At 56.0% G+C, this 12,154-nt stretch carries 14 protein-coding genes; 6 read left to right on the top strand and 8 right to left on the bottom strand.

Annotated features, from left to right (window positions below):
• Positions 1-145 precede the first annotated feature (145 nt).
• From O6944_06700 to O6944_06675, 6 genes are all read right to left on the bottom strand, one after another.
• Positions 146-796: an endonuclease III domain-containing protein gene (locus O6944_06700; protein ID MCZ6718820.1), complete on the bottom strand. Its 651-nt coding sequence runs from the start codon at positions 794-796 to the stop codon at positions 146-148.
• Positions 793-1,605 carry a pseudouridine synthase gene (locus O6944_06695; GenBank protein ID MCZ6718819.1) on the bottom strand — a complete coding sequence of 271 codons (813 nt, stop codon included), beginning with the start codon at positions 1,603-1,605 and terminating at the stop codon, positions 793-795. The genes O6944_06700 and O6944_06695 overlap by 4 nt, the downstream gene beginning before the upstream one ends.
• A 64-nt stretch (positions 1,606-1,669) precedes the next feature.
• The gene (scpB, locus tag O6944_06690; GenBank protein ID MCZ6718818.1) at positions 1,670-2,269 is read right to left on the bottom strand and encodes an SMC-Scp complex subunit ScpB; all 600 of its coding nucleotides are present in this window, start codon (positions 2,267-2,269) and stop codon (positions 1,670-1,672) included.
• Entirely contained in the window at positions 2,266-3,081 is an 816-nt protein-coding gene (locus O6944_06685) for a ScpA family protein (GenBank protein MCZ6718817.1), read from the bottom strand. The genes scpB and O6944_06685 overlap by 4 nt, the downstream gene beginning before the upstream one ends.
• Before the next feature lie 9 nt (positions 3,082-3,090).
• Positions 3,091-4,302 carry a tryptophan--tRNA ligase gene (locus O6944_06680; GenBank protein ID MCZ6718816.1) on the bottom strand — a complete coding sequence of 404 codons (1,212 nt, stop codon included), beginning with the start codon at positions 4,300-4,302 and terminating at the stop codon, positions 3,091-3,093.
• 249 nt (positions 4,303-4,551) lie between these two features.
• Entirely contained in the window at positions 4,552-5,175 is a 624-nt protein-coding gene (locus O6944_06675) for an L-threonylcarbamoyladenylate synthase (protein ID MCZ6718815.1), read from the bottom strand.
• 120 nt (positions 5,176-5,295) lie between these two features.
• Here O6944_06675 and O6944_06670 point away from each other — a divergent pair, with 120 nt between their 5' ends.
• The 5 genes from O6944_06670 to dapE are packed head-to-tail and all read left to right on the top strand — an operon-like array spanning position 5,296 to position 8,414.
• Complete coding sequence (locus tag O6944_06670; protein MCZ6718814.1) at positions 5,296-5,856, top strand: septation protein A; 561 nt, start codon at positions 5,296-5,298, stop codon at positions 5,854-5,856.
• A gap of 4 nt (positions 5,857-5,860) precedes the next feature.
• Entirely contained in the window at positions 5,861-6,160 is a 300-nt protein-coding gene (locus tag O6944_06665; protein MCZ6718813.1) for a YciI family protein, read from the top strand.
• Positions 6,160-6,441 (top strand): BolA family transcriptional regulator, encoded by a 282-nt coding sequence (locus O6944_06660; GenBank protein ID MCZ6718812.1) that lies wholly within the window; start codon positions 6,160-6,162, stop codon positions 6,439-6,441. The genes O6944_06665 and O6944_06660 overlap by 1 nt, the downstream gene beginning before the upstream one ends.
• 12 nt (positions 6,442-6,453) lie before the next feature.
• Positions 6,454-7,290, top strand: coding sequence for a site-specific DNA-methyltransferase (locus tag O6944_06655; protein MCZ6718811.1), 837 nt, complete (start codon positions 6,454-6,456; stop codon positions 7,288-7,290).
• The gene (dapE, locus tag O6944_06650) at positions 7,287-8,414 is read left to right on the top strand and encodes a succinyl-diaminopimelate desuccinylase (GenBank protein ID MCZ6718810.1); all 1,128 of its coding nucleotides are present in this window, start codon (positions 7,287-7,289) and stop codon (positions 8,412-8,414) included. Before O6944_06655 ends, dapE begins: the two co-directional genes overlap by 4 nt.
• A gap of 53 nt (positions 8,415-8,467) precedes the next feature.
• Here dapE and icd read toward each other — a convergent pair whose 3' ends face one another.
• On the bottom strand, positions 8,468-9,856 hold the full coding sequence (gene icd, locus O6944_06645; protein MCZ6718809.1) for an NADP-dependent isocitrate dehydrogenase: 1,389 nt from the start codon (positions 9,854-9,856) through the stop codon (positions 8,468-8,470).
• A gap of 123 nt (positions 9,857-9,979) precedes the next feature.
• Complete coding sequence (aceA, locus tag O6944_06640) at positions 9,980-11,290, bottom strand: isocitrate lyase (protein MCZ6718808.1); 1,311 nt, start codon at positions 11,288-11,290, stop codon at positions 9,980-9,982.
• 261 nt (positions 11,291-11,551) lie between these two features.
• Between aceA and O6944_06635 the strand changes: the two genes are divergently transcribed.
• Positions 11,552-12,154: LysR family transcriptional regulator (locus O6944_06635; protein ID MCZ6718807.1), on the top strand; the 603-nt coding region annotated here is incomplete at its 3' end.

The following is a 12,154-nucleotide window of genomic DNA, read 5'->3' as shown; positions in this document are numbered from 1 at the left end:
TCGATCAATAGCCGGACACTGGTTTGCGTTCCATTCATTTTCCAATTTCCAGCGACAAGTGGTCTACGCATGCTACTGGCTACATGACGCTCACTGGGCGGCCGCTCAGCTTACCCAGTGCTGATCGGGAAATCAATTTGCGGCGCTATGACACAAAGCGGCAGTGACGTGCTAGACAACAGTCGTTACAGCGTGGAACTGTTCGGCATATTTCCTTTGCATGGTGAACGATGAGCGCGTGGTACTCATTGTATAGCGGCACATCAGGGCCAATCTTTTTTTCAAACATTCCGCGCAATTCTTCGTAGTCTTCATTCCCATTGACATTGCCAAGGCGCGAAAAGAGCCTGCGCGTATAAGCATCAACAACAAAGACGGGGCGACTGAATGCATAAAGGAGCATGTCATCAGCGGTCTCCGGTCCGATGCCATTGACACTGAGCAACTGCTTGCGAAGATCAGGGGTTGGACGTCTCGAAAGAACGTCATAACCTCCTTGGTCAAGATACCATTGACAGAAATTTTTGAGGCGCCGGGCCTTAACATTGAAATAGCCCGCGGATCGGATCATCTCCGCAAGCTCGGCATCAGACAAGTCGACAATGGCCTGGGGCCTGAGGTGTTCAGATTCTTTCAGGTTCAATACGGCGCGGGCGACGTTGCTCCATGCCGTATTTTGCGTCAGCACCGCGCCGACCATGACCTCAAATGGTGAATCGGCAGGCCACCAGTGCTGCGGTCCGTAGTGAGACAGGAGGCGCTCGAAGGTCTTCTTGAGACTGCTCGCCCTTATCACTTAGCACCCTGCCTCCGCTTTGTTGATGGGTGCGCCCGCTTGCTATGCGCCTTCTCGTCATTATCCTCTATACCCACGAGGCCCACAGTCTCGCGGAGTACACGTACCTTACGCTTATCGAGTTCCCAGACCTCTCCAAATCTTCGTGATTTCGGTAGCGCCACAGGCCCAAAGCGGACGCGAATTAATCGGCTTACTGTGAGACCCTGAGACTCCCATAGTCTCCGGATTTCGCGTTTGCGTCCCTCTGCGAGCGTCACATAGTACCAGCGGTTTGCTCCCCGACCACCCCCTGTCTTCACGCGGGAGAAACGAGCCATTCCATCATCGAGCAGGACCCCCTTTTGCAGGCGCTCTATGTGCCTGGCGTGCACTTCGCCGAGAACGCGAACAGCATATTCTCGTTCAATGGCATTGGACGGGTGTAACAGGCGGTGCGCCAATTCGCCGTTATTCGTGAACATGAGCAACCCGGAGCTATTGATGTCCAAGCGCCCAATACTGATCCAGCGTCCATCTTTGAGCTGGGGAATTTCGTCGAACACGCTCGGGCGGCCCATAACATCTCTGCGGCTACAGATCACACCCGGCGGTTTGTAATAACAGAGAACGCGGGTAGATTGGCGAAACAGATCCCGAGTTTTGAGCGCGTCGCCATCGAGTTGGATGGTGTCACCTTGATCAACACATGTCCCGAGCTGTGCGGTAAGTCCGTTGACGCTAACGCGCCCGGCCTCGATCAAGGCCTCCATCTCCCGGCGAGAGCCGCGTCCGGCCCGTGCCAACACCTTTTGGAGTCTCTCCCTCACAGCGCTTTGCTCGCATCAAGATCGTTTTTGTGACAGGTGCGCTACCGAGGGTCAGTTGGAATGATTAATTCACGGTCTCGGCAACCGCCTCAACTGTCTCCTCCTTAACTTCCCCGAAGAGATCCGGATTAATCTGTTCAATATCCTTGAGCTCCGCCAGCGTCGGCAACTCGGAGAGTTGCTTAAGATTATGATCATCAAGGAACTGACGAGTGGTCGCATAAAGTGCTGGTCGACCGGGGACATCCCGGTAACCGACCTTGCGGAGCCACTCGCGTTCTAGAAGGGTCTTCATAATGCTTGAACTCACGCTGACCCCGCGGATCGCCTCAATCTCACCCCGGGTAATCGGCTGACGATAGGCAATGATGGCAAGCGTCTCAAGAAGAGCACGAGAATAGCGGGGAGGACGCTCCACCCACATGCGGTTAACCCAGCGCGACAGTTCTTGCTTCACCTGAAAGCGGAATCCGCTTGCAACTTCGACGAGTTCAACCCCGCGCGTTCTGCACTCGTGACGAAGCATCTCAATTACGCTACGAATCTCTTCCCGGCGCGGCTGATCGTCGGCATCAAATAGCTCTAAGATCCGGTCAATATCGAGCGGCGCGTCGGCGGCCAAGAATGCTGCCTCGACAATCTGTTTCAACTGTTCCGTATTCATGCGGCTGCCTTTACGTATATTGGACCAAACGGTTCGCTCTGTACCGTATCGATGAGCGAATCCTTAAGAAGCTCCAGGATTGCGAGAAAGGTAACGACTACACCAGCCCGTCCTTCTTCGACTGCGAAAAGCATCGTGAAATCCGTGAATTGATCAGATCGTATCTGTGCCAACACCGCGGACATCCGCTCCCGTACCGACAGAGCTTCTCTCTGAATATGATGGTGAGCAAACATCTGGGCCAACGTCAACACGTCGTTAAATGCGTCGAGCAATTGATCGAGGGACACTTTAGGTTGCAGTTTTATCACTCGCTTATCCGGAACATCTGCATTAACCGGAAACACATCGCGCTCCAACCTGGGCAGGCCGTCTAAGTCCTGGGCTGCTTGCTTGTAGCGCTCGTACTCCTGAAGCCTTCTGATCAACTCGGCACGGGGATCCTCCTCAAACTCCTCATCCACAGGCCGTGGCAGCAACATGCGTGACTTGATCTCGGCGAGCATAGCGGCCATCAGCAGGTAATCCGCCGCCAGCTCGAGCTGCAGTTCCCTCATCAGCTCGATATAGCTCATGTACTGATGGGTAATCTCTGCAACCGGAATATCGAGGATATCGATGTTCTGCCGATTGATGAGGTAGAGCAACAGGTCAAGCGGACCCTCAAATGCCTCCAGCATCACCTCCAGGGCATCTGGCGGGATGTACAGATCCCGGGGGAGCTCGGTGACGGGCTCACCCTGCACGACCGCAAAGGGCGTTTCCCGCTGCGCGCTGCCCGAATCCGGACTCATTTCGTCTTCACTCGACATGTTCATTACCTATCTATATACCAAACCAATGGCCTGTCGAACATCATCCAGTGTTTCACGGGCCACATCACGTGCTGCCTCAGTCCCCTCGGCGATGATCCCCTGCACGGTCTCGGGATCATCCAGGTATTCCTGGGCCCTTTCCCGAATAGGTGCCTGTTCAGCCAATACAGCATCGATCAACGGCTGCTTGCACTCAAGACACCCAATACCCGCCGTTGTGCAACCCTTCTTAACCCATTCTTTGACCTCATCGTTGGAGTAGATCTCGTGAAATTTCCATACCGGACATTTGTCCGGATCGCCTGGATCCGTACGCCGTACACGGGCCGGATCCGTGGGCATCGTTCGCAACTTTTCTTCAACAGAGGTCGGATTTTCCCTGAGCGCAATGGTATTGCCATAGGACTTGGACATCTTCTGGCCGTCCAGCCCCGGCATCTTCGAGGAAGGCGTGAGCAGGGCCTGGGGTTCAGGGAAAATCGCCTTGCCGCCGCCTTCAAGATAACCAAACAGACGTTCTTTGTCGCTGATCGAGATACTCTGCTGCGAATCAAGCAGGGCGTGCGCGGTATCAAGCGCCACGGCATCGCCCTTCTCTTGGAAGCGTTTGCGCAGGTCAAAGTACAACCGGGCATTCTTTTTGCCCATCTTGCGGGCCGCCACCTCGGCTTTTTCCTCAAACCCAGGGTCACGGCCGTAGAGATAATTGAAACGGCGTGCGATCTCTCGTGCGAGTTCCACATGGGCAACCTGGTCCTCGCCCACTGGGACAAAATGTGCCTTGTAGATGAGAATATCAGCCGTCTGCAGGAGCGGATACCCCAGAAAACCGTAGGTCGAAAGATCCTTCGAATCAAGCCTCTCCTGCTGCTCCTTATAAGAGGGGACCCGCTCTAACCAGCCAAGGGGCGTGATCATGGACAATAACACGTGCAATTCCGCATGCTCGGGGACGCGCGACTGGATAAACAGCTTGGCTGCCCCTGGATTAATGCCCGCCGCGAGCCAGTCGATGACCATGTTCCAGACGGTTTCACCAATGATCATTGGATCTTCGTATTCGGTTGTTAAGGCATGCCAGTCAGCGACAAAGAAGAAGCTTTCATACTCGTGCTGAAGCTCGATCCAATTCTTTAGCACGCCATGATAGTGGCCAAGGTGCAGCTGGCCGGTGGGGCGCATCCCGGAGAGCACGCGCCGATTCGAACTATTAGTCAAAAAACCCCCTCACCAAGTGATTCTCAGTGCGCTGGGTGATCACGGGAAAAATCGCAGAAGATGATACATGATGGGCTTTGTGCCCCGGACACCGCGCCCAAGCCCAGCCTCCCAAGAAACCCTGGGCGCATCAGCGTCGCCAGCTGCGGGGTCTTCACGGGCATGAGCGCATTATACCGTGTCGGACAGACCATAGAGAACGGCATACGCAAGCATGAATCAGCCGTGCGCTGGATTATTGACGCCCCATCAGTCTGGAAATAGTGAAATGTCACCCTTGCCCTTTCGTAACACATGCGGCGTGTCATTCACCAGGTCGACCACTGTCGTCGGCTCGACGCCGCCAATCCCGCCATCAATGATCAGCGCCACGTCATGGGCAAGCCGTTGATTGATGACCTCCGGATCCGTCAGGGGCGTGCCGTCGTTCGGCAAGATGAGCGTCGTGCTCATGCTCGGCTCACCGAGGGCCTCCATGAGGGCACGGGCGATGGCATTATCGGGCACTCTAAGCCCAATCGTCTTGCGTTGCGGGTCTTGCAGGCGCTTCGGCACCTCGCGCGTGGCTTTGAGGATAAAGGTGTAGGGGCCGGGCGTGAGCGCCTTGATGAGACGGAACGCCGTGTTGTCCACTCGCGCGTAGACGCCGAGCTCCGACAGATCTCGGCACACCAGCGTCATGTTGTGGCGCGGACCGAGCCTCCGCAGGCGACGAATGCGTTGCACCGCAGCCTTGTCCCCAACCTGGCATCCCAGCGCGTAACAAGAATCGGTTGGATAAACGACCACGCCGCCGTCGCGCATGATCTTCGCTGCCTGTTCGATCAACCGCTTTTGCGGGTCTTCGGGATGAATACGAAAATACTGCGCCACGGTCAGGTTACGATAGCACAGAACAGAGACCCGGGCAGTGGCTACAGCTTGAGCGTTTGGAGCGAATGGAGCAAGTAGTCGTTTTTCGCTATCATTGGCGTGCCCAAAGCACAGCATATTATGAAATTTCTATTCGACTTTTTTCCGATCCTTCTGTTTTTCATCGCCTTTTACATCCCCGAGGATCCAAAGCAGGGGATTTTACTGGCGACATCCGTGGCTATTGTTGCGTCCACGGCTCAGGTCGGGATCTATTGGCTTAAGTTTCGCCGCGTCGAGACTTTGCACATCATTACCTTCACATTAATCCTCTTGTTCGGTGGCGCTACGCTCATCTTGCAAGATGAGCGATTCATCAAGTGGAAACCTACGGCCGTCAACTGGCTCTTTGCGACTGTATTTCTTGGCAGTCAGTTCATCGGCGGGAAGAATTTGCTGCGACGTATCATGGAGAGCAACGTCACTCTGCCGGACCCAGTATGGATACGGCTCAACTTGAGCTGGGTCGTGTTCTTTATTGCAATGGGAGTTGCCAATCTCTATGTGGTTTATAACTTTGATACCGCCACGTGGGTAAATTTCAAACTCTTCGGCATCATGGGATTGACCTTAATGTTTGTGGTCGGCCAAGCGATTTACATGGCCCGCTATATTGACCAGCCGCAAGATACGAAAGATTAAGCCCATGTTCTATGCTATTTTGAGCGAAGATGTCGAGAACAGTCTGGAGCGGCGCAAGAGTGCGCGCACCAAGCACCGCGCAAGACTGCAGGAGCTCAAAGACCAAGGACGCTTGTTACTCGCAGGGCCATACCCTCGGATCGATTCTGAGGATCCGGGACCTGCGGGCTTTTCTGGGAGCCTGATCATCGCTGAGTTTGACTCCCTGGACGATGCCCAGATCTGGGCAGATGCCGATCCATACATTGAAACAGGCGTCTACAAAGACGTCGCCGTAAAGCCCTTTAAAAAGGTCTTACCGTAATGAACGAAGGCCGCATACCACGCATTCGACAGCGTTTGCAAGAAAGCCTAAACCCCTTGCAGTTGGACATTGAGGACGAGAGCCCGATGCATGTCGGTCATGCAGGCGCAGAAGGAGGGGGTCACTTTCACCTCACCATCGTCTCCGAGCGCTTTTCCGGCGAGCCGCCGCTAGCCCGTCATCGCATGGTGTATGAGGCATTGGGCGATCTGATGAAGACCGACATTCATGCCGTCAGCATCAAAGCCTTTGCACCGGAAGAAATAAATCAAAACGACTAGGTTACCGGGATCTTGAGCAAGCCACTGATGTCATCGAAGGCAACGATCGCCTGGCAGGCGGAAAACCACGAGTCACGATTGTATTGTGGTGACCAGCTCGAGGTCATGGCGCTGCTTGGGGAGGAAAGCGTCGACTGTATCTGGACCGATCCGCCCTATCTACTCTCCAATGACGGGACGACCTGCGTTGCCGGACGCCGTACCACAGTCAACAAAGGTGCGTGGGATCGCAGCCAAGGACTGATGGCGGATCACGAGTTCAACAAAGCGTGGCTTGGCGCCTGCTACCGATTACTAAAGCCTTCCGGGACCATTTGGGTTACCGGTACGCTGCATGTCTATCTCAGCGTCGGCATGGCCATGCTGGAACTGGGCTATCGCGTGCTCAACGATATCGTCTGGGAAAAACCGAATCCGCCCCCAAACCTGGGCTGCCGCTGCTTCACCCACGCCACCGAACTCCTGCTGTGGGCGACGAAGGCAAAAAAAGGGGGTGGGGAGCGCTACACATTCAACTACGAGGCCATGCGCGAGGAAAACAGCGGTAAGCAAATGCAGAATGTGTGGCGTATGCCGCCCCCTGGGGCCTCCGAGAAGCGCTACGGCAAACACCCGACCCAGAAGCCACTCCAGTTGATCGAACGGTGTCTCAAGGCAAGTACCGTTGTGGGCGATCAAATCTTTGACCCGTTTGCGGGCTCTGGCTCCACGGGGGTTGCCGCCATGATGCTGGATCGCCGCTTTGTCGGCTGCGAGGTCAATCCCAAATTTGTTCAGATCGCAGTCAAAAGACTGTCCGCCATCGAGCGCCCAAGGGCCGCCTCTGCAAAGCACAAAGACACGGCATGAGCGTCACATCGGAACTGGCCATAGAGCTGATGAGGCGCGCGTCTCTCACGCCCGACGATGCCGGCTGCCAAGCGTTTCTGGGCCAGCGCCTCGTTGAGGTCGGTTTTGTCATTGAGCCCTTGCGCTATGGCGAGGTGGATAACCTCTGGGCATGGCACGGGAAGGGTCAGCCGCTATTTGTTTTTGTCGGGCACACGGATGTTGTGCCCCCCGGCCCCCTGGATGCCTGGGATTCAGACCCCTTCGTGCCCCAAGTGCGTGATGGCTACTTGTACGGGCGCGGTGCCGCCGATATGAAAGGCAGTCTCGCCGCCATGGTGAGCGCTGCCACGCGCTATGTCCTGCAATTTCCCAAGCATCGCGGGACCGTTGGGTTCATCATCACCAGTGATGAGGAAGGGCCGTCTGTGGATGGGACCACCAAGGTGATTCGGCACCTGAACGACCGGGATCTCACCATCGACTGGTGTCTGGTGGGCGAGCCGTCCTGCCATAAAGAGCTGGGCGATGTCATCAAGAACGGGCGCCGGGGCTCATTGAACGGCAAGTTGACGATCAAGGGCGTGCAGGGCCATGCCGCTTATCCGGATCGGGTCGTCAACCCGGTGCACCGCTTCGCCCCGGTCATGGCAGAACTCTGCAGGACCACCTGGGATGAGGGGAATGAATCCTTTCCTCCCACCACCTTTCAGATCTCCAACATCAATGCGGGCACCGGGGCCGACAACGTCACGCCGGCGGCCTTAGAGGTGATGTTCAATTTTCGCTATTCCACCGAAACCACCCACGAGGAACTCGCCGAGCGTGTCACGGCACTCCTAAATCGCTATGAAAACGACTATGAGCTTACCTGGCACCTGTCCGGTGAGCCCTTTCTCTCAGTCAAAGGCCCATTGACCGAGGCGACGCGATCAGCCATTTTTGAGGCCACGGGCATTAAGGCCCAACTCAACACAGCCGGTGGGACGTCCGATGGGCGCTTTATCGCGCCCACCGGGGCGGAGGTCGTGGAACTGGGCCCGGTCAATGACACCATCCATAAAATCAATGAGTGTGTCCGCCTGGAAGATCTGGACACACTTTCCACTATCTACGAGCGGGTTTTGGAGAAGTTACTCGCCTGAAGAGTTGAGATCTGGGAGCTGGGATCCCGTGCGCCGGGGCCTGAACCTGAACGCTACACTGCCCGCTTGGCGGTCTTAATACTGGCCGCCTGGCCAGCAGCCGGGCTTTCCATATACTGGATGACCGTCTCCGCAAACCCGGAGCAACTCACAAGCGTCGCCCCAGGCATCAAGCGCTGCAACTCGTCCGCCACGTTTCGCTTGCTGCCCGTTGCGGCATCCCGCTGCCTGGCTGCGATTCCTGCCCGGACCCGGGCCAGGTCGTATGTCACGGTCTTCGACGCAATCGCGCCGCCCACACCTTGGATGATTAGATCCGCGGCCTCCGTCCAACCCAGGTAACGCAGCATCATCTCGGAGGAGAGGATCATGGATCCCGGATTGACGCGGTTTTTGCCGGCGTACTTCGGGGCGCTCCCGTGGGTCGCCTCAAATACGGCCACCCCGTCACCGACGTTTCCCCCCGGAGCGATACCGATACCGCCGACCTGGGCCGCCAGCGCGTCCGAGATATAGTCACCGTTGAGATTCAGGGTGGCGATGACATCGAATTCCTCCGGCTTCAAGAGAATCTGCTGGAGGAAATTGTCAGCGATGACATCTTTAATGATGATCTCGCGCCCAGTTTTAGGATTTCTCAAGCGACACCAGGGGCCTTTGTCGATCACCACCGCGCCGAACTCCTGCATAGCGACTTCATAACCCCAGTTACGGAAGGCACCTTCGGTGTACTTCATGATGTTGCCCTTGTGCACCAATGTGACCGACCGGCGATCCTGATCGATCGCAAACTGGATAGCCTTGCGGACCAGTCGCGCCGAGCCTTCTCGGGACACGGGCTTCACCCCCAGGCCCGACGTCTCAGGGAAACGGATCTGGGTGACGCCCATTTCCCCTTGGAGAAAGCGAATAACCCGCTTCACCTCTTCGGACCCTGCCGGCCACTCAATGCCGACATAGATATCCTCGGTATTCTCGCGGAATACCACCATGTCGGTGGCCGACGAGTGCCTCAACGGTGTCGGCGTGCCCGGAAAGTAACGAATGGGCCGCACACAGGCATACAAGTCGAGCTTTTGCCGGATAGCAACGTTCAACGACCGCATCCCCTCGCCCACTGGCGTGCTCAACGGCCCCTTGATGGAGACGACATACTGCTGCATGGCATCCAGGGTCACGTCCGGCAACCAGTCGTGCTCCCCATAGCGCTCGATTGCCTTGTCTCCCGCGTAAACCTCCATCCACGCGATAGCGCGCTTGTCCCTGTAGGCCTTGGCAACAGCCGCGTCCACCACCTGACGCATGACCGGGGTCACATCGATACCGATGCCATCTCCTTCGATAAAGGGAATGATGGGGTAAAGCGGAACGTTGAGGGAGTAGTCCGGATTAACCTTAATTTGTGCACCGACACTCGGTACTTCAATGTGCTGGTAGGGCATCGATCAATACTCCACGTTGTCTTTTTTTAGGCGACGTCCAACCTGTCAATCGATCGGTAACAAGCGCTGCCGGCGAGCCCGCTCGCTCGGCTCGCTGGATTAAGCAGAACGATCGACCCAGTACTACTTGGCGACTTGCGTCAGGGACTCTTTGTCGTCGTCGAACTGATCTTCTTCTGTAGAGCCATCTAAAGCCGTAAGGGAGGACTTCCCCCCTGAAATTGCCTGAGTGACTGCATCAAAATAGCCGGTCCCCACTTCCCGCTGATGCTTGGTTGCGGTGTAACCATGAGCTTCCTCGGCAAACTCGGCCTCTTGCAATTCAACGTATGCCGACATCTGCCGATCTTTGTAGCCACGCGCAAGGTGAAACATGCTGTAGTTCAACGCATGGAATCCGGCCAGGGTAACAAACTGGAATTTGTATCCCATCGCCCCCAGTTCACGCTGGAACTTGGCGATGGTTGCATCGTCCAGGTTTTTCTTCCAATTAAACGAAGGTGAACAATTGTACGCCAGCAGCTGATCCGGAAATTCCTTACGAACGCCTTCGGCAAACTGTTTTGCAAGCACAAGGTCCGGCGTTCCGGTTTCGCACCAGAGCAGATCTGCATGCGGTGCATATGCGCGTCCTCGTGCGACGGCTTGATCCATGCCCGCTTTGAGACAGAAGAAGCCCTCCGGCGTGCGCTCGCCGGTACAGAACACCTTGTCGCGATCATCGACGTCGGATCGGAGCAGGGTCGCTGCTAGAGCATCGGTTCGCGCGATGATAAAGGTCGGCACGTCCATGATGTCCGCAGCCAGCCGGGCCGCAATAAGTTTTTGTACGGCTTCCTCGGTCGAGACCAGAACCTTGCCACCCATGTGGCCGCACTTTTTGGCAGAAGAAAGCTGATCTTCAAAATGCACGCCCGCTGCACCACCATCGATCATGTGCTTCATCAACTCAAACGCGTTCAATACACCACCGAATCCCGCCTCGGCATCGGCAATGATGGGCACCAACCAGTCAACGGAATCGTTCCCTTCGGCATGCTGGATCTGATCGGCACGAACGAGCGCATTATTGATTTTTCTGAGCACCGTGGGGACGCTATCAACCGGATACAGGGACTGGTCCGGATACATCTCGAAAGCACTGTTCGCATCGGCTGCAACCTGCCAACCGCTGAGATAAATCGCCTTCAGGCCGGCCTTGACCTGCTGGACGGCCTGGTTTCCGGTCACGGCACCCAGTGCGTTTACAAAGGCTTCCGTCTGGGTCAGCTGCCAAAGCTTTGCAGCGCCCTGTTTGGCCAAGGTATGCTCAATCTTGACCGTGCCACGCAGCCGCACCACGTCTTCGGCTAAATAGCCTCGCTTGACACCTCGCCATCGAGGGTTTCCACTCCATTCTTTTTCTAGTTTTTTTGCATCACTGTCACTTGTCATCTCACTCCTCCTGCCACAGAAGTCATAAACCCCAGCCCCTCCAGCGCTGGTTACGCTGGAAGTTTATCGCCTGTTGGGTGTTTAGCCAAAGAAATACCGCCCCCATGGGATCTGGGCGGGTGAGGCGGTGTTATGGCCAGGGTCATGCTTAAGCTGCTTGTCGCGATAGGAACCACGGTACGTTGCACCGCATCATTTGACAAGTCAATTATGTCAATATTCAATATTAACATTGTTAATAATAGAGGGGCGACGTGTGCAATGACCCGCTTTTACTATCGAGGGGACCGGCTGAAGCAGCTTAGGGCCTTCTGCTATACGGCGAGGGCCAAGAGCATGTCGCGGGCCGCCGAGCAGATGTTCCTGAGCCAGCCTTCGGTATCGCTCTTGATTAAGGCCCTGGAGCGAGCGTTGAATGTGACGCTGTTTGAACGCCACGGGCCCCGCATTCACTTGACGGCCGACGGGAAGGCCTTGCTTGAGATCGCTTCCCCACTGGTCGAAGGTCTCGACATGTTACCTGAGGCCTTCGGCGAGTGCCGCAATAACGCGTTGACGGGTGAACTCCACATCGCCGCTGGCGAGTCGACGATCCTCTACATCCTCCCGAAGATCATGAAACGCTTCACTTCGGCCTATCCCGACATCCGCGTCAAGCTCCATAATGTGACGGGAAGAGACGGGCTCACACTGCTACGTGCCAACGAGGTGGACTTTGCTGTGGGGTCGATGCTGGACGTTTTAGATGACATTCAGTATTACCCGATCTTCACCTATGATCCGATTCTCATCACGCCCAAGGATCACCCGCTGGCCAAGAAATCCGACGTCACCTTGGAAGACATCAGCCCCTACGGTCTCATC

Source organism: Gammaproteobacteria bacterium (assembly GCA_027296625.1).
Lineage (GTDB): Bacteria > Pseudomonadota > Gammaproteobacteria > JAKEHO01 > JAKEHO01 > JAKEHO01.
This window is presented reverse-complemented; position numbering and strand designations above follow the sequence as displayed.

Excerpts from the sequence above, each read along its gene's own strand:
- icd (MCZ6718809.1), bottom strand. The coding sequence starts at position 9,856 with ATGCCCTACCAGCACATTGAAGTACCGAGTGTCGGTGCACAAATTAAG.
- O6944_06665 (MCZ6718813.1), top strand. The coding sequence starts at position 5,861 with ATGTTCTATGCTATTTTGAGCGAAGATGTCGAGAACAGTCTGGAGCGG.
- O6944_06670 (MCZ6718814.1), top strand. The coding sequence starts at position 5,296 with ATGAAATTTCTATTCGACTTTTTTCCGATCCTTCTGTTTTTCATCGCC.
- O6944_06660 (MCZ6718812.1), top strand. The coding sequence starts at position 6,160 with ATGAACGAAGGCCGCATACCACGCATTCGACAGCGTTTGCAAGAAAGC.
- aceA (MCZ6718808.1), bottom strand. The coding sequence starts at position 11,290 with ATGACAAGTGACAGTGATGCAAAAAAACTAGAAAAAGAATGGAGTGGA.
- scpB (MCZ6718818.1), bottom strand. The coding sequence starts at position 2,269 with ATGAATACGGAACAGTTGAAACAGATTGTCGAGGCAGCATTCTTGGCC.
- dapE (MCZ6718810.1), top strand. The coding sequence starts at position 7,287 with ATGAGCGTCACATCGGAACTGGCCATAGAGCTGATGAGGCGCGCGTCT.
- O6944_06685 (MCZ6718817.1), bottom strand. The coding sequence starts at position 3,081 with ATGTCGAGTGAAGACGAAATGAGTCCGGATTCGGGCAGCGCGCAGCGG.